The sequence below is a fragment of the Alsobacter sp. genome, from assembly GCF_059501845.1.
On the sequence record NZ_JCACDK010000017.1, the window covers coordinates 113,107 to 134,908 of the forward strand.

Below are 21,802 nucleotides of genomic sequence, written 5' to 3' on the forward strand. Positions count from 1 at the left end.
GAAGGTGGCCGGAGCGGGAATGCGGACCGACATCGACATGGGCGAAGGCCAGGGCGGAGCCCGGGCCGTCATGGACCTCGAAGAACTTCTGGCGACGCGCCTCCTGGTGCAGGGCAATTCAGGATCGGGAAAGTCGCACCTGCTGCGCCGGCTCCTGGAGCAGAGCGCGCCCTGGGTGCAGCAATGCGTCGTGGACCCTGAAGGCGACTTCGTCACCCTGGCCGACCGGTTCGGACACCTGGTGGTCGATGGCGACCGCAGCGAGGTCGAGCTGGTGCGGATCGCGCAGCGCGTGCGCGAGCATCGCGTCTCCGTCGTGCTGAACCTCGAGGGGCTCGACACGGAAGGGCAGATGCGTTGCGCGGCCGCCTTCCTCGGCGGCCTGTTCGATGCCGAACGCGACCAGTGGTATCCGATGCTCGTCGTCGTCGACGAGGCGCAGCTTTTTGCCCCGGCGGCAGCCGGCGAGGTGTCGGACGAGGCCCGCAAGGTCTCCCTCGGGGCGATGACCAACCTGATGTGCCGGGGACGCAAGCGCGGCCTGGCCGGCGTTATCGCAACGCAGCGCCTCGCCAAGCTCGCCAAGAACGTCGCGGCCGAGGCCTCGAACTTCCTGATGGGGCGCACTTTCCTCGACATCGACATGGCGCGCGCCGCCGACCTGCTCGGCATGGAGCGGCGCCAGGCCGAAATGTTTCGCGACCTGCAGCGCGGGCATTTCGTGGCGCTCGGCCCGGCGCTCGCGCGCAGGCCGCTGCCGGTCCGGATCGGGCCGGTGGAGACGCAGCCGCGCGCCACCTCTCCGAAGCTGCTGCCGCTCCCCGAGCGTCCGGCCGAGGGCCTGCTCGACATGATCATGGAACCGGTTGAGGCGCCCATGCGGGCGTCACGCCCCCGTCCCTCAATTGCCCCACCGCCCTCGACCCACGATTTGCTGGCGCAGGTTGCCGCACACAGGCAGGCCGCCGGAGAAGCGCGCACCGGGGAAGTACCGCCCTCCCCCGCGACGCCGGAGGATCTTGCCCAGCGCGACGGAGCGCTGTCATCGGTGATGGCGGACATACTTGCGGATGCGGAGGCCCCTTTCCGCTCGCATGCAGTGCTCTACCAGGACTTCCTGGTCCGTTGCCGGATCCTGCGCATCCCGGGACCCGCACCAGACATGGGCGAATTCCGCCGACGCCTCGCCGTGGCGCGGGCCGGGCGCGAGCCCGACCCCGGCACGGAGGCACCTGGCCGCTGGCCGGAGATCGTCGCCTTCTCCGAGTGCCTTGCCGACGACGACGCACGGAGCGTCTACCTGCTGCTGGCCCGTGCGGCGCTGTGCGGCGAGCCCTGCCCGGCGGACCCGGAGGTGGCGCGGGTGTTCGGCAGCCGCTCGCCCGGTCGGGCGAAGCGCCTCCTCTCGACCCTGGAGGCCCAGGGCGCGATCGTCCTTCGCGTCGACAGGGCAGGATGGCGGGCCGCCGTTCTTCCCGACTTCAGCCTTGAAACGGCGCCCGGCGATCCGCGCGGCGGGGCGGCGCTGGCCAGCTGAAGCCAGCGCCCCCTGGGCGTCTCAGGCGATCTTGCCGCCGAGCTCGTCTTCGATGTGGATGCGGATGATCTCTTCGAACGAGGATTCGGCCTTGAAGCCGAGCTCCGGCGAGCGCTTGGGAGCGAAGTTGCGCGGCCAGCCCGCGACGATCTTGATGATCGCCGGATCGGGTTCGCGGCGGATGCGCGCGACCACTTTGTCGCCCGCCACCCTGCGGAGCGCCTCGATCTGCTCGCCCACCGTCACGGCAAGGCCGGGCATGGTGAGGTTGCGGCGCGGGCCCACGGTTTCTCCGTCGATCGTCGCCGCGTGGATCAGGAACCCGACTGCCGAGCGCGGCGACGCGTGCCAGTGGCGCACGTCCTCGCCGACGGGCAGCACGGCCTCATGGCCGGCCAAAGGCTCGCGGATGATGTTGGAGAAGAATCCCGACGCTGCCTTGTTCGGCTTGCCCGGACGCACGCAGATGGTGGGCAGCCTGATGCCAATGCCGTCGAGAAAACCCTTGCGGGTGTAGTCGGACAGCAGCAGCTCACCCACTGCCTTCTGGGTGCCGTAGGAGGTGAGCGGGGTGTGGAAGAACTCGTCGCCGATGGCTTCCGGGAAGGGAGCGCCGAAGACTGCGATGGACGAGGTGAACACCACCCGCGGCCTGTAGGTGCCGCCGCTCGCCATGTTCAGCTGGCGGATTGCCTCGAACAGCTTCCAGCTGCCGTCGAGATTGATCCGGTAGCCCTTGTCGAACTCCTGCTCCGCCTCTCCCGACACGATGGCGGCGAGGTGGAACACCACATCGGGGTTCCCGGCGACTAGCTTCTCGGCCTCGCCCGGAAGCGAAAAATCGGACGCGAGCGTCGTCACCGAAAAGGGCGCGCCGGCGGGCACGGCCGGCTCGATGACGTCGTGGAGCGTGGCCTTGGTGATCTGGCGCCCACCCAGGGAGCCGTCCTTGACCAGCCGTTCGGTGAGCTTGCGCCCGACCATGCCGGCCGCCCCGATGATCAGAATGTGCATGATGTGTTTCCGCCCGCAGAGTTCATTGCACCGCAATCTGCGTTGGTAGACCCAACAGCATGTCACGGGCAATAGCACGGACGTGACGCCGCTCGGATGCGTCGAGGTTGCGGCCGATGGCGGTTCGGCAAACGGGGAGCAGGCGACGGTCGATATCCGGCGGCAGCCCTCCCGCTGCCTGGGCGAAGGATCGCGCACCCTGCATCTGGTCGGGGCTGAGCGCACTCACGAAAGCCGACACCACGGTCATCAACGGGGTGGCTGACTCTCCGTCCACCACAGGGGTCGGCGGGGGAGTGGCAGCCGGCTCGTCGCGCATCGAGAGGAAGGCGGAGACGCGGGCGGCGCCCCACTCCATCAGGCTGTCGGCCTCCATGCGGAGCAGCCGGGACTGGGTCGCGCGCGCGGGCTCGATGCCCACCACGTGGACGCGCACGCCGTAGGACTGGGCGACGAGGACGCCGAGACGCACGTCGTCGTCGCCGGTCACCAGCACGGCGTCGCAGATCGACCGGTTGCGCGCGAGTTCCACGAGATCGCTGACGATGAGCGGGTCGACGCCCTTCTGCTCGCCGCCCAGGTTCAGGGCGCCGAGCCGCAGCTTGATGCCGTCGGTCTCGGCCAGAGCATATTGCTGGGCGCTGAGGCGGCCCATCGGCGCGCCATCGTACCAGTAGATCCGGAGCACCGGGACGCCCGGCGCCACCATGGCCGCTGCGTCCTGCAGCGCGGACCTGACGCCTGCGATGTCGAGCCGGATGTCTTCCCGTCTGCGTCGCGAACCCGCCAGCAGGGCGGACCCCTGCGCGAACAGGTATCCCGCGTCGACGAACACGCTGCACCGATCCATGAAGCCCGCCACGACCAAAAGGAAGAGGGCTCCCGCGGGAGCCCTCGCTTATTCAGGCGGACACAAAGCAATGATGGCCCGGCCAAGGCTGGATCATCGAAAGACCGGGCGCGGATAGCAACCAACCGCCGGTTGAGGCCTCAAAGGGCGAAACCACCGTCGACGAGGAAGATCTGCCCGGTCGTATAGGCCGACTCGTTGCCGGCCAGGTAGACGGCCATGGCGGCGATCTCCTCGGGCTTTCCGAGACGGCCGATCGGCTGGCGATCAACGAACGCCTGGCGGACGGTTTCGACGGGTTGCCCGGTGTTCTTCGCCAGCGTCTCGATGCGATCGTCCAGCGAGGGCGACTCGATGGTGCCAGGGCAGATGGCGTTGGCGCGTACGCCCTTGCGGATGAAATCCGCCGCCACAGCCTTCGTAAGGCCGATCACGGCCGCCTTCGTTGCGCCGTAGACGTAGCGGTTGGGGATGCCGCGCACGGAGCCCGCGCCCGAGGCGATGTTGACGATCGAGGCGTTGCCCTTCTCGAGCATGCCGGGGAGGAAGGCCTTGATGGTCCGGTGCATCGACTTGACGTTGATGTCGAAGGAGAACTCCCAGGCCTTGTCGTCGCAATCGAGCACGGTGCCGTGGTGCACGAAGCCGGCGGCGTTGCAGAGAATGTCGATCGGCCCTGTCTCCTTCGCCAATGCCGCGACGGCATCGTTGGAGAGCACGTCGAGCTTGCGGACCTTCGCCCCGGCGAGGCCGGCCAGCTTGTCTTCCGCAAGGTCCGTCGCCCACACCGTGGCCCCCTCGCGGAGGTAGGCCTCTGCGATGGCGCGTCCGATGCCCTGCGCCGCGGCGGTGACGACCGCCACCTTGCCCTCGAGCCGTCCTGTCATGTGCGTCCCCTGTGTCAGCCGATGCTCTTCTTCATGTGCACGAGTATGCGGTCCGGAAGCTGCTCCAGACGCTCCACCTCATAGCCGTGCCGGGCGTACCAGTCGACATTGTGAGCGAGCTTCTGTCCGGTGTAGAGCCGCATGACGGACCGGCCTGCCGCGCGGGCCTGCTCCTCCGCGAACGCGAGCAGCCGGTTGCCGACGCCGCGTCCCTGGGCTGCCGGATCGGTCGCGACGCTCCAGATCAGCAGGTCGTCGTCCTCCCCGGGCTGAAGCACGAGCACGCCCGCCAGGGTCTCGCCGAAATGGGCGAGCCAGACTTCGTCCCTGGCGAGGATCTCGCCGTAGTCGGCTCGCAGCGGGATGGGATCGACACCCAGGATCGCCCGGTTCGGCGACCACGCGGCATGCTGGAGAGCGACGACCGCCTGGAGGTCGTCCGGACCGGCGCGCCGGAAGGTGAGGTCCCCCGTGCTCACGCGGGGCGCTTCGCCAGCGTGGAGAGACTGGCCTTTTGGCTGCCCGCGGCGTCGAAGTTCAAGGGATCAAGCCAGGCCTCGAAGGCGGCCCGCCGCGCTGGCCACTCGGCGTCCAGGATCGAGTACCACGCCGTGTCGCGGTTGCGGCCGCGCACGATCATGTGCTGGCGGAACACGCCTTCGAAGGTAAAGCCCAGGCGCTCCGCTGCCCGGCGCGACGGCGCGTTGCAGGCGTTGCACTTCCACTCGAAGCGGCGGTAGCCGAGATCGTCGAAGACATGGCGCATGAACAGGTACTGCGCCTCGGTCGATCCCGGCGTGCGCTGCAGGCCGGTGCCGTACATGACGTTGCCGACCTCGATGACGCGGTGGACCGGCTCGATCCTCATCAGCGTCTGGTAGCCGAGCGCCCGCCCGTCGGCCTGGCGGACTACGGCGAAGAAGAGCGGATCGGAGGAGGCGGCCTTGGCCTCCAGATGGGCCTGGAACGCCGCCTGATCAGCAAAGGGAGGTTCGAACAGGTACTGCCAGATCACGTCACGGTCCGGCCCATGCGACTCCTCCCAGAGATCCTGCCCGTGACGGGCGGGATCCAGCGGCGCTAGCCGGACGAAGCGGCCTTCGAGGACCCGGCGCACGGGACGCGGAGCCGGCTGTCCCGCCACCTCAGGCCCGATGGGCAGGCCGGTCAGCGGGTCTGGAACGGAACGGAGATCCTCTGTCGAGGCGGTCATTCCGAAGCCTTTCGTAAAGGCGGATCACGTGGCTATCCCGGCCGGCGCAAAGCGCAAGGCCGGGAACCAGGAACACCGTCCGTCGTGGTCCTGGATCCCGGGTCTGCACCGCATCGCTTCGCGTTGCGGCGCGCCCGGGATGACGCCCATGCGACCACGCGTCATCAGACACGCACGATGGAAATCGCGGGCCTGAAGACCCGCGGTCAGCCTCAATGGTTGTCGCGCGGAACGCCCTTGCTCTGCGCCACCTTCTGGTACTTCACGGCCGGCTTGAGAACCATGCCGCTGCCGAGTTGGTCGACCATGCTGCGCTGGATCTCCTGCCAGGGCGTCTGGCTGGGAGGAACGTGGAAGCCGCCGTTCTTGGCCAGCGCCGCGCGCCTCTCCGCGAGGTCCCCGTCCGAGATCAGGATGTCGGCCGTGCCCTTGCGCAGGTCGATGCGGACCCGGTCGCCCGTCTTCAGCAGGGCCAGCCCGCCGCCGGCCGCCGCCTCCGGAGAAGCGTTCAGGATGGACGGCGAGCCCGATGTGCCCGACTGGCGCCCGTCGCCGATGCAGGGCAGCGCGTGGATGCCTTTCTTGATGAGGGCGGCAGGCGGCTGCATGTTCACGACCTCCGCCGCGCCGGGATAGCCGATCGGGCCGGTGCCGCGCATGAAGAGAAGCGTGTTCTCGTCGATCTTCAGCTTCGGGTCGTCGATGCGGTGGTGGTAGTCCTCCGGCCCGTCGAACACGACCGCCCGTCCCTCGAAGGCATCGGGGTCGCTGGGGTTGGAGAGGTAGCGCTTGCGGAACTCCTCGGAGATCACGCTGGTCTTCATCACGGCGTTGTCGAAGAGGTTGCCCTTCAGCACGATGAAGCCGGCGTCCTCGCGCAGGGGCTTGTCCACGGGCATGATCACGTCGAGGTCGATCGACTCCTTGCCGCGGCAGTTCTCGCCCATCGTCTTGCCGTTGGCGGTGAGAGCCTTCTCGCGAATGAGCTTGCGCTTCATCAGCTCGTTGACGACCGCAGGCACGCCGCCGGCGCGGTGATACTCCTCGCCCAGATACTTGCCGGCCGGCTGCAGGTTCACCAGCAGCGGCACCTTGTGGCCGATCGTCTCCCAGTCCTCGATCTCGAGCTTGACCCCGATATGGCGGGCGATCGCGTTGATATGGATGGGCGCATTGGTCGAGCCGCCGATCGCCGAGTTGATGACGATGGCATTCTCGAAGGCCTCACGGGTCATGATGTCGGAGGGCTTCAGGTCTTCCCACACCATCTCGACCGCGCGCTTGCCGGTTTCGTAGGCGATCTGGCCTCGCTCGCGGTAGGGCGCGGGGATGGCCGCGCAGCCCGGCAGGGTCATGCCCAGCGCCTCGGCAAGCGAGTTCATCGTCGACGCCGTGCCCATCGTGTTGCAGTGGCCGACCGACGGGGCCGAGGAGGCGACGATGTCCATGAACTCGTCATAATCAATCTCGCCGGCCGCGAGGCGCTCGCGCGACGACCAGACGATCGTGCCCGAGCCGGTGCGCTCGCCCTTCCAGTAGCCGTTCAACATCGGCCCGCCGCAGAGCACGATGGCCGGGATGTTGACGGTGGCGGCCGCCATGATGCACGCCGGCGTGGTCTTGTCGCAGCCGGTTGTGAGGACGACGCCGTCAAGCGGATAGCCGTAGAGCACCTCGACGAGGCCGAGATAGGCGAGGTTGCGGTCCAGGGCGGCCGTCGGGCGCTTGCCGGTTTCCTGGATCGGATGGACCGGGAACTCGAAGGCCACGCCCCCGGCCGCTGTGATGCCCTCGCGCACGCGCTTTGCGAGTTCGAGATGGTGGCGGTTGCAGGGCGAGAGGTCCGAGCCGGTCTGGGCGATGCCGATGATCGGCTTGCCCGACTGCAGCTCCTCGCGGGTGAGGCCGAAATTGAGATAGCGCTCCAGGTAGAGCGCGGTCATGCCGGGGTTGTCGGGATTGTCGAACCACAGCTGCGACCGCAGCTTGCTCGTCCGGCCGGACGTGGCGTGATGCGGCGGGGCGGCTGCCGGCTCGGCGGCGACACTGCCCTTGCGCGCCTTGGCGGGAACCTTGTCCGCCTTCTTCGGCTTCACCACGGCCTCGGAGACGGCGGCCTTGGCCGACTTCGCCCCCTTGCCCGGCTTGGCCGCCTTGGCATTGACGCCCTTCTTGTCCTTCTTGCCGGCCATGGTCAGTCTCCCCCTGGATCTTTGGCTTGCGCGCAGGCGTGCGAGCGCCGCGCGGATTCGAACGGAATTGTCGGGCGGCAGCATCGACTCAAAAGTCTGCGGAAATCAATCGCCCCATCCATGACGCTGGCGGGAAACAGCGTCGCGGCCCTGTGCAGGTGCTGTTCACGAGGCGCAGGTGCTGTTCACATGCGGGGTTTTCGGCCATAGGGTCGCCGCGGCGCGAGCGCTACGACCACACAGAGCCGCCGCGCCGGGGAGACGTCCATGCTGCATACCGTTCCGTCCTTCGGCCGCATCGGCGAGGAGAACGCCTTCTCCGTCCTGGCCCGCGCCACCGACCTCGCCCGCCAGGGCCGCGACATCATCAATCTCGGCATCGGCCAGCCCGACTTCCGCACGCCCGACCACATCGTCGAGGCCGCGATCAAGGCCCTGCGGGACGGCCACCACGGCTACACGCCGGCGACCGGCATCCTGCCGCTGCGCGAAGCGGTGTCGGCGGACCTGCACAAGCGGCTCGGCGTGGAGGTGGATCCCGACCTCGTGCTCATTGTCCCTGGCGGCAAGGTCACCATGTTCATGGCGATCCTGATGTTCGGCGAGCCCGGGGCGGAGATCCTCTACCCCGACCCCGGCTTCCCCATTTACCGCTCGATGATCGAGTTCACCGGTGCGAAGCCGGTGCCCGTCCCAATTCGCGAGGAGAATGCCTTCGCCTTCTCGGCGGAGGAGACGCTCTCCCTGATCACGCCGCGCACGCGGCTCCTGATCCTGAACTCCCCCGCCAACCCGACGGGCGGCGTGACGCCGAAGGACGAGATCGACAGGCTGGTGGCAGGCCTCTCCCGCTTCCCCGACGTGGCGGTCATGTCGGACGAGATCTACGGGCAGATGACCTATGACGGTCTCGCCCACCAGTCCCTGCTCGCCTATCCCGAGATCCGGGACCGGCTGATCCTGCTCGACGGCTGGTCCAAGACCTACGCCATGACGGGCTGGCGCATGGGCTACTCGGTGTGGCCGAAGCCGCTGATGGACCTCGCCCGCAAGCTCGCCGTGAACTCCTACTCCTGCGTCAACGCCTCGGCCCAGTATGCCGGCCTCGCCGCTCTCACCGGGCCGCAGGACGCCGTGCACGACATGGTGGCGGAGTTCGACCGGCGCCGCCGCGTGGTGACGGAGGGATTGAACGCGCTTCCGAACGTGTCCGCCGCAACGCCGAAGGGCGCCTTCTACGCCTTCCCCAACATCTCCCGGACGGGCTGGAAGGCGAAGCCGCTGGCTTCCGCCCTGCTGGAGAAGGCTGGCGTGGCCACCATCGGCGGCCCCGACTTCGGGGTGCACGGTGAGGGCTTCATACGGCTCTCCTACGCCAACTCGACGGAGAACATCCGAAAGGCACTTGGCAGGATCGCGGAATTCCTCGATAGCGAGCGTCCGGGCTGATCCGGCCCGGCTCCAGCCAGGACAACGCCGTGACGAACGCTCCGCGAGTTCAGCCCCGCCCGCGCGCCACGGCGCGGCGTCCCCGCTCTGCGGTCCTTGCCCTCGTCCTGATGATGGCCGCCCCGGCTGCCATCGCCGCGGAGGACGACGTCGGCGCCAAGGCCGTCAGCGTCGCGGCGAAGGTCGCGCCGACGCTTTGCGCGGAGGACGACAACGTCACCGTCACCTTCACCGGCTCGCGTATCCGGCATTTCCAGGTGTCGGCACGACCGAGCCCGGTGCTGAACACCATCGTCGTCGACAGCCGCGCGCCGGACTTCACCGACTGCACGATCCAGGACCAGCCGCCCGGGCCCGAGGACAAGGTCGAGCGCATCGTTCTCTACGAGGACGACACGTCGATGCTGGTCGGCTACCGGCACTCGGAGTTCTGGCGAAAGGGTGACGTCCCGCTCGCGGTGAAGGACAGGGAGGAGCGCGCGCTGCATCTCGTCCAGCTGTTCACCAAGACGCCGAAGGGTCCCTACGAGTACCTGGTGCTATACCCGCTGGACGGCTACTGGCGGCTGCGCACCCTGGCGCCGCAGCGGCTCGACGAGGTGGCTTACGGCACGTCCTTCCTCGTCGGCCCGATCCAGGGCGATCGCAAGCGGCCGCATGTCGAGCTGAAGTCGATCCGCTATGTTCCGGATGTGAAGCGCTTCGACCTGGTCTTCGCCGGCCGCGAGAGCGCGGGCACCGTTCGCGTCGCCGGCATCGACGAGAAGGAAGCGCGCGTCGAGGTGACGCTGGAAGACGGCGCGCGCGGCGGACCCTTCGCCGCCCTGCGCTCCATGTACCTCACGGAAGGCAATGCCGACGCGGCCCACGTGGCCTGGAAGGAAAAGCGTGCGAAGGAATGGCGGACGCGGGCGCTCCCCGAGTTCCGGCGTGCCTACGCTACGAGCTTCCGCCTCGGCCGTATCGTGCCGTCGCGCCACAATACCAGCGCGCCGGACACGATCGTCGAGGATTTCGCCGAGGAGTGATCCTCAGGCCCCTCGCAGCACACGCAACGTCCTTGCGAGCGCAGCGAAAACTCAGGCCGAAGCCCGCGAAGCCGATGCTGCCGCGTCGATCTGGGCGACGAGGCCCTGGTCGAGACCGAGCTCCTTGGCGAGGCTGGACAGGAACGCCTTCTCGCGCGGCTGGTCAGGCTCGATGGTGAGGCGCGCTGCGGCATAGATTTGCGTCGCCGACTCCGGCCCCGTGGCAAGTTCCGCCAGCTTGGCGGGGGTGGCGGGATGCGCGAGCTCGGAGTTCAGGAAGTCCACCGCCTCCTGGGTCATGCCGATCTGCTGGAGGTTGCCGGTGATGGCGGCGCGCTCGGCAGGATCGAGCGTCCCGTCGGCCATGGCGGCGGCGACCATCGCCCGGAGAAGGGCCTGCGCCGTCGTGTTGTCCTCCTGGTCGTCACCCACGGATCCGAACAGGGACTCAGCCGGCGGCGGCTGGACCTGCGGCGCCTTGCTGAGTGAAACCGGCGGCTTTCCCGCCTGATAGTTCTGCCACGCCTGGTAGGCGAGGCCGCCGATCATGGCGAGCCCGCCAAGCTTGGCGGCGTCGAGCGTGAAGCCGCGCCCTGCCTTGGTGCCGAGGAACAGCGAGCCGAGCGTGCCCGCGACCGCGGCCGACGTGCCGGGATTGCGGGAAATGGTGTCCTTCGCGCTCTGGGCAAGGCCGCCGGCCGTCTGGCCGCCGGTGAGCTGGCCGATGATGTCGTTGAGCGCCGAGCTGGCGCCGGTCTGCTGGGCCGCGCCCTGCAGGCCCTGCGTCGCCTGCCCGAGCACCGCGCCGAGGATGCCCCCGAGCCCGCCGAGCCCGCCTGCGGCAGCCCCCGCTGCGCCCTGGCCGCCACCCTGCAACTGGCCGAGCACGCCGCCGAGTATGTCTGCGATTCCTCCCTGTCCGCTCGGGGCCGCGGCCATCCGGCCTCCCGCCGCGGCAGACTGGCCGGCCGTCATTGGGCCGAGCACGCTCGAGAGAATGTCGCCGATATTGCCCTGTCCCCCGCTGGAGGGCACCTGGCTGGCGGCGGTGAGGGCGTCGAGAACCTTCTTGGCATCGAACATGGGCGTGCTCCCCTGGCATCGTTGACAGGAGTTAAGCACATCATTCCGACAATGACACTGCAACGCTTGAGGAGCGCAACGCCGCAGGACAGATCAGGGTCGAAGCCCTGCGCAGGCTGCCGCCAGGCGCGTCACGGTATCGTAGTCCCTCGCCTTCAGGGCAGCCGCGGGAGTGACCCAGGATCCGCCGACACAGACGACGTTGGGCAGCGCCAGGTACCCCCTCGCCTTCTCCACGTCGATACCGCCCGTGGGACAGAAGGTGAGATGCGGCAGCGGCGCCGCGAGCGACTTGAGGTAGGGAACTCCGCCCGCCGGCTCCGCCGGGAAGAACTTCAGGACGGTGTGCCCCATCTCGGCCATCGCGAGCGCCTCGCTGGCCGTGGCAACGCCGGGCAGGAAAGGCACGTTCATGGCCGCAGCCGCCTCGGCGAGCGCCCTCGTCGAACCGGGGCTCACCAGGAACTGCGCTCCGGCCGAGACACAGTCTCCCACTTGTGCCGCGTCCAGCACGGTTCCCGCCCCGACCACCGCGTCCGGCACCGCCTTCGCCATGGCCTCCATGGCGGCAAGCGCTCCCTTGGTCCGCAGCGTGACCTCGAGCACGTTGAGGCCGCCGGCCACCAGTGCCCTCGCCAGCGGCACGGCCTCGTCCGGCTCGTCGATGGTGAGCACGGGGACGACCGTCACCTTCCGCAGCACGGAGAGCAGAATGTCGTTGCGGGGATCGGCTGGCATGGTCGCGTCTCCGGCGGGTTCGTCTCGGAGGTGAGTGGACCGGACTGAACCCCGCGTCAACGCACCGCTTCGCCGGGCCAAGGCACAGCCGGCTGCTGGCACCGGGGTGCGTTGCCCATGTCGTGCGCTTCTGGCGGGAATTCCGTCGCCAAACGTCCGTATCGCTTGCGGAATGTCGCGGGCCCGTCAAATATGCGCCAGCTTCGCGGTGGTTCCGGCGCCGTGAGCCGGGTACGCGTGTGCCCGCGTGCCGGAAGACGACACCTGCCGAGCAAGCGGACGGCCACCGGCGCGTTCGCCCATCCTACAACAACGGCCCAGAGCCGACGGAGGAAAACCCGATGAACAGACGCGTCCTGCTCAATCTCTTTGGCGCCACGGCGCTCGCCGGTCTCTCGACCCTGCCGGTCGTCGCCTTCGCCCAGGAGAAGACGATGGTGACGGTGGTGAAGATCGCCGGCATCCCGTGGTTCAACGCGCTCGAAAAGGGCGTGCAGAAGGGCGGCAAGGACTTCTCGATCAATGCCACCATGGTCGGCCCGGCCAATGTCGATCCGGCCCAGCAGGTGAAGCTGCTCGAGGACCTGATCGCCAAGAAGGTCGACGTGATCGGCCTCGTGCCGCTCGACGTGAAGGTGACCGAGCCCGTTCTGAAGCGTGCCCAGGCTGCCGGCATCAAGGTCATCACGCACGAAGGGCCCGAGCAGGAAGGCCGCGACTGGAACGTCGAACTTATCGACTCCGTCGTGTTCGGCGAGGTGCAGATGCAGAAGCTCGCCAAGGAGATGGGCGAGGAAGGCGACTACGTCGTCTACGTCGGCACGCTCACCACGCCGCTCCACAACAAGTGGGCCGACGCCGCGATCGAGTACCAGAAGAAGCACTATCCCAAGATGAAGCTGGTCACCGACCGCTTCCCGGGTGCCGACGAGATCGACACGAGCTATCGCACCACGCTCGACGTCATCAAGGCCTACCCGAACCTCAAGGGCATCCTCGGCTTCGGCTCCAACGGCCCGATCGGCGCCGGCAACGCCGTCCGCGAGAAGCGCCTCGGCAAGAAGATCGCCATCGTCGGCACGGTGCTGCCGTCGCAGGCCAAGCCGCTGATCATGGACGGCACGATCCGCGAGGGCTTCCTCTGGAACCCGACGGATGCCGGCTACGCCATGGTTGCGGTCGGCAAGCTGGTGCTCGACGGCAAGGAGATCAAGGACGGGATCGAGATCCCCGGCCTGGGCAAGGCCACGGTCGACGTCGCCAACAAGCAGATCAAGGTCGACAAGATCATGAAGATCAACAAGGAGACGGTCGACGGCCTCATCGCCGGCGGTCTCTGAGTTCATCGGGCCGCGCGGCTTTCGTCGCGCGGCCCTTTTCGTCCGGCGCTTCAGGCCGGGCCGTCCCCCAGTTCGAGCGTGCCGAGGCCGCATTGGCTCCCTTTATCGAACTCGCGCACATCTCCAAGCGCTTCGGCGGCGTGCATGCGCTGCAGGATGTCGACATGACCCTGGAAGCCGGCGAGGTGCACTGCCTCGTGGGTGAGAACGGCTCGGGCAAGTCGACGCTGATCAAGATCATCTCGGGCGTGCAGCCCCCCGAACCGGGCGGGCGCATCGTCATCGGCGGACGCGAATATCCGCATCTGAACCCGGTTGAGAGCACGCGCGCGGGCATTCAGGTCATCTACCAGGACCTGTCGCTCTTCCCGAACCTCACCGTGGCCGAGAACATCGCGGTTGGACGCCACCTCGGCGGTTTCCGCCCGGTCGACTGGGGCGCGATCCGCGACACCGCCGTCGCCGCGATGAAGCGCATCGATGTGGCGCTCGACCTCGACGCCAAGGTCGAGGACCTCAACATCGCCAACCGCCAGCTCGTCGCCATCTGCCGGGCCATGGCGGCCGAAGCCAAGCTCGTCATCATGGACGAGCCCACCGCGTCGCTGACCCGCCACGAGGTGGACGCCCTGCTCTCGCTCGTGCGCGAGTTGAAGAAGAAGGGCATCTGCATCGTCTTCGTCAGCCACAGGCTGGACGAGGTGCTGGAAGTCGCCGAGCGCGTCACCGTGCTGCGCGACGGCAAGAAGGTCGGCACCTTCGACGCCCGCGAGATGAACGACAAGAAGCTCGCCGTGCTGATGACGGGCAAGCAGTTCCACTACGACCTGAAGGACGTCGACATGTCCGCCCGGGACGTGGTGCTCAGCGTCAAGAATCTCACCCGCGCAGGGCAGTTCGAGGACGTCAGCTTCGACGTGCATGCCGGGGAAATCGTCGGCCTTACCGGCCTCCTCGGCTCCGGCCGCACCGAAATGGCGCTCTCGCTCTTCGGCATGAACCCGTCGGATCGCGGCGCGGTGACGATCAACGGCCGTCCCGTCGCGCTGAAGTCCAATGCCGAGGCCATCGAGAACGGCATCGCCTATGTCTCGGAAGACCGCCTGACGCTGGGCCTCGTGCTGGAGCAGCCGATCTCCTCCAACGTCATCGTCACCGTGCTGGACAAGCTCTCGGGTACCTTGGGCCTCATCCCCACGTCGCGCCGCCGTCAGACTGTGACGGACTGGATTCGCGACCTCACGATCAAGGTCTCGAACCCCGAGAATCCGGTGAAGACGCTGTCCGGCGGCAATCAGCAGCGCGTCGTGCTGGCCAAGTGGATGGCCACGAAGCCGCGGCTCCTGATCCTCGACAGCCCCACCGTCGGCGTCGACATCTCGGCCAAGGACGGCATCTACGAGATCGTCAAGCGCCTGGCCTCCGAGGGCGTCGCCATCCTGATGATCTCCGACGAGATCCCGGAAGTGCTCTACCACTCCCATCGCATCCTGATCATGCGCAGCGGCCGGTTGACAGGCGAGTTCAAGCCGCACCGCACGTCAGAGGAAGAATTGAGGGTGGCCGTCAATGCGTGACGCCTTTGCACGCTTCCGGCACTCTCACGAGTTCCGGCTGCTCATCGTCATCCTCGTGCTCGTAACGGGACTGACCATCGCGACGCCGAGCTTCCTGACGCTGCAGAACCTGTTCGACCTTCTCACCTCCTACGCCTTCCTCGGCATCCTGGCGGCGGGCCTGCTCGTCGTGCTGATCGCCGGAGGCATCGACATCTCCTTCACGGCCACCGCTTCGGTGGCGCAGTACGTGGCGATGACCGCGGCCAACGCCTATGGGCTCGACTGGATCAGCGTTTTCGCCATCGCCTGCGCCGTCGGCATCGTCTGCGGCGCCGTCAACGCCGTCTTCATCCAGACCCTGCGCATCTCGTCGATCATCGTGACGGTGGCGACGCTCAACATCTTCTACGGGCTGCTGATTTTTGCGACGGGCGGCAAGTATATCTACTCGCTGGCGGAGTGGTTCGCGAAGGGCATCTGGTGGTTCGAATACGTCGACGCCGACCAGGTGCCCTATGGCGTCAACCTGCAGATGCTGATGCTGGTCGTCTGCTTCATCGTCACCTGGCTGCTGCTGAACCGCACCAATATTGGCCGGCAGATTTACGCGATGGGCGGCAATCCTGATGCCGCGCAGCGCCTGGGCTTCAACGTCTTCCGCCTCAACCTGCTGGTCTACTGCTACATGGGCGTCATGGCGGGGGTCGCCTCGCTGGTGCAGGCCCAGCTCGCCCAGTCCGTCGCGCCGACCGTGCTGGTGGGCAAGGAACTCGACGTTCTCGCCGCAGTCGTGCTCGGCGGCGCCAGCCTGACGGGTGGCGTCGGCACCGTGCTCGGCACGGTGCTTGGCCTCGTCCTGCTCGCCGTCATGCAGAACGGGCTCGTGCTGCTCGGCGTCTCGTCCTACTGGTCCCAGTTCTTCGTCGGGCTCGTCATCCTCATCTCGGTGTCGAGCACCGCCCTCGCCATGCGGCGGCGTCCCGCCAGGAGTGTCGTGACATGAGCGATCAGGCCGCACGTCCCGCTGCGGGGGACGGCCGGACGCCCTGGCAGCGCCTGCTGGCACTGGGCAATGACGGCACCAACATGCGGCTGGTCGTGCTGCTGGTCGCCCTGCTCGCCGGCTTCGCGCTGGTGCTGGGCGACGCGCTCTTCACCACCACGGCGCTCCAGTCCATGGCCTTCCAGATGCCGGAGCTCGGCATCCTCTCGCTCGCCATGATGATCACGCTGCTCTCCGGCGGCATCAACCTCGCTGTGATCTCGACGGCGAACCTGTGCGCGCTGACCATGGCCTTCGTGCTCACCCGGTTCCTGCCGGGCAGCGAGGGCGCGGCCTGGGTGCTGTGGCAGTTGGCGGCCCTGGCCGCCGGGTTCGTGGTCGCCGCGATCATCGGCATCGTCAACGGCTACATCATCGCCTATCTCGGCGTCTCGCCGATCCTGACGACGCTCGGCACCATGACGCTGGTGAAGGGCATCGCCATCGGCACGACGCGGGGCAACGTGCTCTCCGGCTTTCCCGATCCCGTGGTCTTCATCGGCAACGGGACAGTGTGGGGGGTGCCCTTTGCGCTGGTCGTGTTTGCCGCGGTTGCCATCCCGATGGCCATCATGCTCGGCCGATCGCCGCTGGGCGCGGCGATCTACATGATCGGCTCCAACGAGCGCGCCACCCGGTTTTCAGGCATCGACACGCGCAAGGTGATCGTGAAGGTCTACGTCATCTCCAGCCTGTACGCGGCGGTGGCGGCAGTGGTGATGATGGCCCGCTTCAACTCCGCCAACGCGTCCTATGGCGAGAGCTACCTGCTCGTCACGATCCTGGCTGCGGTGCTCGGCGGCATCAACCCGATGGGCGGCTTCGGCAAGGTCGGCGGGCTCGTGCTGTCGCTGATCATCCTCCAGGTCATCTCGTCGGCCTTCAACCTGCTGAGCTTCAGCCAGTTTCTGACGCTCGCGATCTGGGGCGGCATCCTCATCGCCGTGACTGCCGTGCCCGTTATCAGGCAGCGCCTGGGGATCTAGCCGTGACGGAGGCAGGGCAGTCACCGGGCGGGCTCGTCGCGGTCCTCGACATCGGCAAGACCAACCTCAAGGTGCTCGTGGCCACGGCTGACGGCCGGCCGGTCGAGAGCCTGCAGAGGCCGAACGACCTCGCCCTGCGCGACCCCTACCTCGCCATCGACATCATCGCCGTCGAGGAGTGGTTCCTCGGCGCCCTCGCCGAACTCGGCCGGCGGCATCCCGTTCGCGCCATCGTCGCGACTGCCCATGGCTGCGGCGCCATTCTCTGCGACGAGGACGGGCCCGTCCTGCCCATGATGGACTACGAGTGCCCGACGCCGCCGGAGATCGATGCCGGCTATGCGGCGCAGGGGCCGGACTATCGCGAGGTTCTCTGCTCCACGGGCCCCGGCGCATCTCGCCTGACCAAGCAGCTGCTCTGGCAGAAGACCGCGTGGCCGGAGCGCTTCGCGCGCGGCACGCGCTACATGACAACCGCGCAGTACCTCGCCTGGCGGCTCGGTGGCCTGCCGGCCAGCGAGATCTCGCAGATGGCGGCGCAGGGGCACCTGTGGGACCCTGTCGCAGGGCAGCCCTCCGGCTTCGTCCGCCGGAATGGCTGGGACCGTCTCTTTCCACCCTTCGCAAAGGCCGGCGAGGTGTTGGGCCAGTTGCGGCCGGACCTCGCGGCGCGCACCGGACTTGCGCGCGACACCGCGATCCTGTGCGGCGTGCACGACAGCAACGCCAACCTGTTCCGCTACAAGGCGGCCGGCTTCGTGGACCGTGCCATCCTGTCGACGGGGACCTGGATGATCGCCTTCGTGCGCGGCCGTCCCCTGTCGACCCTGGTGGAAGGCCGGGCCATGGTGTCGAATATCGACGTCGATGGCGAGCCCGTCGCCTCCACGCTCACCATGACCGGGCGGGAGCACGCCATCATCGCGGGCGAGGGACCAGCCACCGACGCGGAAGCGCTGGCCGCCGTTCCCGGCCTGCTGGCGCGGGGCACGATGGCGCTGCCGTCCTTCGTCGCCGACGATGGTCCGTTCCTCGGCGCGGGCGGGCGTGGGCGCATCGAGGGCCCTCCCCCGGTGAACGCCGCGGAGCGGCGCGGGCTGGCCGCGCTCTACGCCGCCTTCACCGCCCATCTCTGTCTCGAGGCGCTGGGCACCTCGGCCCCGGTCGTGGTCGACGGCGGCTTCGCCACCAACCTGGCCTTCGGCCGGTTGCTGGCGGACCTCCGCCCGCAGGGCCAGCTCGAAATGAGCCGCACCAAGGACGGAACGGCGCTGGGCGCCGCCCTGCTGTGGGCCCGGTTCGAACGGAGGGCCCCCGTGACCACGGTCGAGCTCAATACCGTCCCGGCGGCCGGGATTGCCGGGCTGGCCGAAGCCTTCCGGACGTGGCAGGCGAAGGCCGATTCCCTTGCCCCGCCGCGCTGAGCGTGTAAGACGACCCTCACCTCCCGCCCGACGAACGAGGACCGATCCATGAAAGCCGCGAAGTCCCCCGCCATCTCCCATCTCGAGCTGCGCGAGGGTATCATCCGCACCTGCGTCGAGATCAACAGGATCGGCCTCAACCAGGGCACTTCGGGCAACGTCTCGCACCGGACCGAGGACGGAATCCTGATCACGCCGACGAGCCTGCCCTACGACATGATGAAGCCGGAAGACATCGTCGACCTGTCCTGGGACGCCTCCTACGAAGGCCGGCACCGGCCTTCCTCGGAGTGGCGTTTTCACCGCGACATCCAGAAGAACCGCCCAGACATCAACGTCGTGCTGCACACGCATTCGATCTATTGCACGACGCTCGCGGTGCACGAGAAGCCGATCAATTCCTTCCACTACATGGTCGCCGTCGCCGGCGGCATCGACATCCGCTGCGCTCCCTACGCCTGCTTCGGCACGCAGGAGCTGTCCGATCATGCGCTGGAGGCACTCGAGGACCGCACCGCGTGCCTGCTCGGCCACCACGGCCTCATCGTGCTGGCCGACACGTTCGAGAAGGCGATCTGGCGCGCCGTCGAGGTCGAGACACTGGCTAAGATGTACGTGCATGCTCTCGCCATCGGCGAGCCGCCCGCCCTTTCGCGGGCCGAGATGGAGCGCGTCATCGAGCAGATGCGCCTGATGAGCTACGGCCAGATGCCGGATGTCTCAGGCGTCACCGACACGCCGCGCCTGAAGGGTGAGAAGGGCACTTCCGCGAAGGCGGCGGGCAAGGCGTCAGGCAAAGCCAAGTCAGTGAACGCCAAGGCTGCCGCCAAAACCGCTAAATCCGCTACGAAGTCCGCAGCTGCGCCCAAGGCGGCCGTGACCAAGGCCGAAAAGAAAAGCGCCCCCAAAGCTGCAGCGAAGGCAGCCAAGAGCGCCGGACGCAGCCGCAAAGGTAGCTGACGAGCCATGAAAGCGGGGCCGCCGGCAGGTCCTTGGGCGGAGAAATCGACCTCTGCGCTCGGCCTTGCCCGGGCCGCGCGCAAGGAGCCCTGACCTCGTGAACATCCACGGCAAGCACTGGCGAACCATCTGGCCCGTCGACGGCGCGAACAGCGTCGGGATCATCGACCAGACCCGCCTGCCGCATGCCTTCGAAACCGTCCGGCTCACGACCCTGGATGAAGTCGCCCACGCCATCCGGGCGATGCTCGTGCGCGGCGCGCCCCTGATCGGGGCGACCGCGGCCTACGGGATGGCGATCGCGATGGGCCGGGATCCATCGGACGGGCACCTTGCCGACGCATACGACATCCTCTACCGGACGCGTCCGACGGCGGTGAACCTGCGCTGGGCTCTGGACGACGTGCGCGGACGCCTGCGATTGCTGCCGCCTGTGGAGCGAGAGGCAGCCGCATGGCGGCGCGCGGCCGAGATCGCCGACGACGACGTCGAGACATGCCGGAGGATCGGCGAGGCCGGCGCCGGGATCATCGCGCAGGCTCACACGAAGCTCGGCCGCCGCATCGACATCCTGACCCACTGCAATGCCGGGTGGCTGGCCACCGTGGACTGGGGCACGGCGCTGGCACCGATCTACATGGCGCATGACCGCGGCATCCCGGTGCATGTCTGGGTCGATGAGACCAGGCCACGCAACCAGGGCGCATCGCTGACCGCCTACGAACTCGGGGCTCACGGCGTGCCGCACACCGTCATCGCCGACAACACCGGCGGGCACCTGATGCAGCACGGCAGGGTGGACCTCTGCATCGTCGGCACCGACCGCACGACCGCGCGCGGCGACGTCTGCAACAAGATCGGCACCTACCTCAAGGCGCTGGCCGCCCGTGCCAACGACGTGCCGTTCTACGTCGCCCTGCCCCACAGCACGATCGACTGGACCATCCAGGACGGCGTCCGCGAGATCCCGATCGAGGAGCGTGACCCGGCAGAGCTCACGCACATGACCGGCCGGCTGCCCGACGGCAGCATCGCGACGGTCGAGATCATCGCCCCCGGCAGCCCCGCCGCCAACTATGCGTTCGACGTCACCCCGGCCCACTTGGTGACTGCCCTGATCACGGACAGGGGGCTGTGCGAGGCCAGCGCTGAAGGACTGCAGTCGCTGTTCCCAGAAACCCGGATTGAAGCTGCCCGCGCCTCGGATTGAGGAGGAGAGGCTTCATCGCCGCAGCACGGTTGCCCTGTGCGGCAGGGCCAGCGCACGCCGTGTCAGGAGCGCACAGACCCACCAGTGGCGCCCCCCGCTTTCTGCTCCAAAAGCGTCCCCGGACACTCTGGATCAGTGATTCGCGCTGCACAGGGCTTTATGGATGTAACATCAAAGACACATCCACATCTAAATAGCACGATTCAGCCCGCTCAACCCGTCCGAACCACCCGCCCAAAATGCAGGCAGGCCTTGTTCTCCAAAGCTTCTGCATCGTAAAAACGGTTAACAACGGCATAAGGGGCCGTCGGGTTTCAGCAAAGGCCCAGCTCATGCGGGGTCTTACCGATGTTTGCAGCGGCGGTATCCGGCGATAGAGGCCAGGGCAACTGGATCCAAGAGAGTGGGGACTGAGTATGAACGTATCTCCTCGCCTGCGAAGCCTGAGCCTCGTCCTGGCTATGCCTTTGGCGGTAGCCGCATGCGCTAATGCCGACAAGACGGCCAGCATCCCGCAGCCTCTCCCGAGGGAGAAAGTGCGCGAGCTCGTCCGCAAGGAGGCCAAGGCGCAGGGTGTGCCGACCTCCCTCGCGCTGGCTGTCGCGCAGGTTGAATCGGGCTTCAATCCGCTCGCAAAGTCCCCCGTGGGGGCGATGGGCGTGATGCAGGTGATGCCCGCCACGGCGCGCCTGATGGGTTATGCCGGACCCGACGTCGGGCTCCTCGACGCCAGCGTGAACGTGCCCCTCGGCGTGAAGTACCTCAAGGAGGGCCTGGACGAGGGCGGCGCGCGCTGGGCCGTGGCCCGCTATCATGGCGGCCCCAACACCCGGCTGCACGGACCGAAGACGGCGAAGTACACGCGCACCGTGCTCGCCTTCTACAAGCGCGGTTTCGACGATCCCTTCCCGGGCGAGACCAACGACAAGGGCTACCTGACCAACACGCAGGTCGCTCTGCTGGACACGCCGGCGCGCTGAACGCTCACAGGCTCCCCGTACCGCTTGCCACGTAGCCCCGCCAGTCCGGCATGACGGCGGGGCTTCGCGCGCCGCATCCCGTGCATACGAAGCGCCGGGCGCTGGGAATGTCGAGAAAGACGAGGTCGTCCGGAAGCCCCAGCGCGTCGAAGGTGAAGCGCGCCGCGTGCTTGCAGCGCGTGCACCATACCGAGAAGGCGGTCAGCCCCATCCCCCGGGACCAGCCGATGGTCGGCAGATCACCGGTGCCGCCTCTGTTCGCCCGCGTCCCTGGGCGCAAACGCAGGGCACGGCGGATCGGGGGCATGCG

At 67.8% G+C, this 21,802-nt stretch carries 19 protein-coding genes and 1 pseudogene; 11 read left to right on the top strand and 9 right to left on the bottom strand.

The window, feature by feature from the left end:
- Positions 1 to 19: 19 nt before the first annotated feature.
- Positions 20 to 1,537 carry a helicase HerA domain-containing protein gene (locus AC5JCN_RS14035; protein ID WP_495755688.1) on the top strand — a complete coding sequence of 506 codons (1,518 nt, stop codon included), beginning with the start codon at positions 20 to 22 and terminating at the stop codon, positions 1,535 to 1,537.
- 21 nt (positions 1,538 to 1,558) lie between these two features.
- On the opposite strand, the gene denD is transcribed toward AC5JCN_RS14035, so the two are convergent.
- From denD to AC5JCN_RS14065, 6 genes are all read right to left on the bottom strand, one after another.
- Positions 1,559 to 2,551, bottom strand: a complete 993-nt coding sequence (denD, locus tag AC5JCN_RS14040; protein ID WP_495755689.1) for a D-erythronate dehydrogenase — start codon at positions 2,549 to 2,551, stop codon at positions 1,559 to 1,561.
- 22 nt (positions 2,552 to 2,573) lie between these two features.
- Entirely contained in the window at positions 2,574 to 3,401 is an 828-nt protein-coding gene (locus AC5JCN_RS14045; RefSeq protein WP_495755690.1) for an NYN domain-containing protein, read from the bottom strand.
- 140 nt (positions 3,402 to 3,541) lie between these two features.
- Positions 3,542 to 4,288, bottom strand: a complete 747-nt coding sequence (locus AC5JCN_RS14050; RefSeq protein ID WP_495755691.1) for an SDR family oxidoreductase — start codon at positions 4,286 to 4,288, stop codon at positions 3,542 to 3,544.
- Positions 4,289 to 4,302: 14 nt separating this feature from the next.
- The gene (locus AC5JCN_RS14055; protein WP_495755692.1) at positions 4,303 to 4,767 is read right to left on the bottom strand and encodes a GNAT family N-acetyltransferase; all 465 of its coding nucleotides are present in this window, start codon (positions 4,765 to 4,767) and stop codon (positions 4,303 to 4,305) included.
- On the bottom strand, positions 4,764 to 5,501 hold the full coding sequence (locus AC5JCN_RS14060) for a GNAT family N-acetyltransferase (RefSeq protein WP_495755693.1): 738 nt from the start codon (positions 5,499 to 5,501) through the stop codon (positions 4,764 to 4,766). The genes AC5JCN_RS14055 and AC5JCN_RS14060 overlap by 4 nt, the downstream gene beginning before the upstream one ends.
- A 212-nt stretch (positions 5,502 to 5,713) precedes the next feature.
- The gene (locus tag AC5JCN_RS14065; protein WP_495755694.1) at positions 5,714 to 7,693 is read right to left on the bottom strand and encodes an IlvD/Edd family dehydratase; all 1,980 of its coding nucleotides are present in this window, start codon (positions 7,691 to 7,693) and stop codon (positions 5,714 to 5,716) included.
- 267 nt (positions 7,694 to 7,960) lie between these two features.
- On the opposite strand from AC5JCN_RS14065, the gene AC5JCN_RS14070 reads away from it, so the two are divergent.
- A complete protein-coding gene (locus AC5JCN_RS14070) occupies positions 7,961 to 9,142 on the top strand; it encodes a pyridoxal phosphate-dependent aminotransferase (RefSeq protein WP_495755695.1) in 1,182 nt (393 codons plus the stop codon).
- A 29-nt stretch (positions 9,143 to 9,171) separates the two neighbouring features.
- Positions 9,172 to 10,170: a hypothetical protein gene (locus AC5JCN_RS14075; protein ID WP_495755696.1), complete on the top strand. Its 999-nt coding sequence runs from the start codon at positions 9,172 to 9,174 to the stop codon at positions 10,168 to 10,170.
- A 51-nt stretch (positions 10,171 to 10,221) separates the two neighbouring features.
- Here the strand turns inward: AC5JCN_RS14075 and AC5JCN_RS14080 are convergent, their stop codons facing one another.
- The gene (locus tag AC5JCN_RS14080) at positions 10,222 to 11,253 is read right to left on the bottom strand and encodes a tellurite resistance TerB family protein (protein WP_495755697.1); all 1,032 of its coding nucleotides are present in this window, start codon (positions 11,251 to 11,253) and stop codon (positions 10,222 to 10,224) included.
- 93 nt (positions 11,254 to 11,346) lie between these two features.
- Entirely contained in the window at positions 11,347 to 11,991 is a 645-nt protein-coding gene (gene eda / locus AC5JCN_RS14085) for a bifunctional 4-hydroxy-2-oxoglutarate aldolase/2-dehydro-3-deoxy-phosphogluconate aldolase (RefSeq protein WP_495755698.1), read from the bottom strand.
- A 341-nt stretch (positions 11,992 to 12,332) separates the two neighbouring features.
- Between eda and AC5JCN_RS14090 the strand changes: the two genes are divergently transcribed.
- The 8 genes and pseudogenes from AC5JCN_RS14090 (at position 12,333) to AC5JCN_RS14125 (ending at position 21,492) form a co-directional block, all read left to right on the top strand.
- Complete coding sequence (locus AC5JCN_RS14090) at positions 12,333 to 13,331, top strand: autoinducer 2 ABC transporter substrate-binding protein (RefSeq protein ID WP_495755699.1); 999 nt, start codon at positions 12,333 to 12,335, stop codon at positions 13,329 to 13,331.
- Positions 13,332 to 13,423: 92 nt separating this feature from the next.
- Entirely contained in the window at positions 13,424 to 14,908 is a 1,485-nt protein-coding gene (locus AC5JCN_RS14095) for a sugar ABC transporter ATP-binding protein (RefSeq protein ID WP_495755700.1), read from the top strand.
- Entirely contained in the window at positions 14,901 to 15,893 is a 993-nt protein-coding gene (locus AC5JCN_RS14100) for an ABC transporter permease (RefSeq protein WP_495755701.1), read from the top strand. The genes AC5JCN_RS14095 and AC5JCN_RS14100 overlap by 8 nt, the downstream gene beginning before the upstream one ends.
- Positions 15,890 to 16,918 carry an ABC transporter permease gene (locus AC5JCN_RS14105; RefSeq protein ID WP_495755702.1) on the top strand — a complete coding sequence of 343 codons (1,029 nt, stop codon included), beginning with the start codon at positions 15,890 to 15,892 and terminating at the stop codon, positions 16,916 to 16,918. Before AC5JCN_RS14100 ends, AC5JCN_RS14105 begins: the two co-directional genes overlap by 4 nt.
- Positions 16,919 to 16,920: 2 nt before the next feature.
- A complete protein-coding gene (locus tag AC5JCN_RS14110) occupies positions 16,921 to 18,342 on the top strand; it encodes an FGGY-family carbohydrate kinase (RefSeq protein ID WP_495755703.1) in 1,422 nt (473 codons plus the stop codon).
- A 48-nt stretch (positions 18,343 to 18,390) separates the two neighbouring features.
- Positions 18,391 to 19,086: pseudogene (locus tag AC5JCN_RS14115) on the top strand (class II aldolase/adducin family protein); the annotation flags it as partial.
- Between the two features lie 313 nt (positions 19,087 to 19,399).
- Positions 19,400 to 20,512, top strand: a complete 1,113-nt coding sequence (gene mtnA, locus AC5JCN_RS14120) for an S-methyl-5-thioribose-1-phosphate isomerase (RefSeq protein WP_495755704.1) — start codon at positions 19,400 to 19,402, stop codon at positions 20,510 to 20,512.
- A gap of 536 nt (positions 20,513 to 21,048) precedes the next feature.
- Positions 21,049 to 21,492, top strand: coding sequence for a transglycosylase SLT domain-containing protein (locus AC5JCN_RS14125; protein WP_495755705.1), 444 nt, complete (start codon positions 21,049 to 21,051; stop codon positions 21,490 to 21,492).
- 4 nt (positions 21,493 to 21,496) lie between these two features.
- Here the strand turns inward: AC5JCN_RS14125 and AC5JCN_RS14130 are convergent, their stop codons facing one another.
- Positions 21,497 to 21,799: a hypothetical protein gene (locus AC5JCN_RS14130; RefSeq protein ID WP_495755706.1), complete on the bottom strand. Its 303-nt coding sequence runs from the start codon at positions 21,797 to 21,799 to the stop codon at positions 21,497 to 21,499.
- Positions 21,800 to 21,802 lie beyond the last annotated feature (3 nt).

What these genes read in the sequence shown, in the direction of transcription:
- AC5JCN_RS14130 (WP_495755706.1), bottom strand. Translation starts at nt 21,799, where the DNA reads ATGCCCCCGATCCGCCGTGCCCTGCGTTTGCGCCCAGGGACGCGGGCG.
- denD (WP_495755689.1), bottom strand. Translation starts at nt 2,551, where the DNA reads ATGCACATTCTGATCATCGGGGCGGCCGGCATGGTCGGGCGCAAGCTC.
- AC5JCN_RS14050 (WP_495755691.1), bottom strand. Translation starts at nt 4,288, where the DNA reads ATGACAGGACGGCTCGAGGGCAAGGTGGCGGTCGTCACCGCCGCGGCG.
- AC5JCN_RS14080 (WP_495755697.1), bottom strand. Translation starts at nt 11,253, where the DNA reads ATGTTCGATGCCAAGAAGGTTCTCGACGCCCTCACCGCCGCCAGCCAG.
- AC5JCN_RS14090 (WP_495755699.1), top strand. Translation starts at nt 12,333, where the DNA reads ATGAACAGACGCGTCCTGCTCAATCTCTTTGGCGCCACGGCGCTCGCC.
- AC5JCN_RS14060 (WP_495755693.1), bottom strand. Translation starts at nt 5,501, where the DNA reads ATGACCGCCTCGACAGAGGATCTCCGTTCCGTTCCAGACCCGCTGACC.
- AC5JCN_RS14035 (WP_495755688.1), top strand. Translation starts at nt 20, where the DNA reads ATGCGGACCGACATCGACATGGGCGAAGGCCAGGGCGGAGCCCGGGCC.
- AC5JCN_RS14105 (WP_495755702.1), top strand. Translation starts at nt 15,890, where the DNA reads ATGAGCGATCAGGCCGCACGTCCCGCTGCGGGGGACGGCCGGACGCCC.
- eda (WP_495755698.1), bottom strand. Translation starts at nt 11,991, where the DNA reads ATGCCAGCCGATCCCCGCAACGACATTCTGCTCTCCGTGCTGCGGAAG.
- AC5JCN_RS14065 (WP_495755694.1), bottom strand. Translation starts at nt 7,693, where the DNA reads ATGGCCGGCAAGAAGGACAAGAAGGGCGTCAATGCCAAGGCGGCCAAG.
- AC5JCN_RS14100 (WP_495755701.1), top strand. Translation starts at nt 14,901, where the DNA reads ATGCGTGACGCCTTTGCACGCTTCCGGCACTCTCACGAGTTCCGGCTG.
- AC5JCN_RS14045 (WP_495755690.1), bottom strand. Translation starts at nt 3,401, where the DNA reads ATGGATCGGTGCAGCGTGTTCGTCGACGCGGGATACCTGTTCGCGCAG.
- AC5JCN_RS14070 (WP_495755695.1), top strand. Translation starts at nt 7,961, where the DNA reads ATGCTGCATACCGTTCCGTCCTTCGGCCGCATCGGCGAGGAGAACGCC.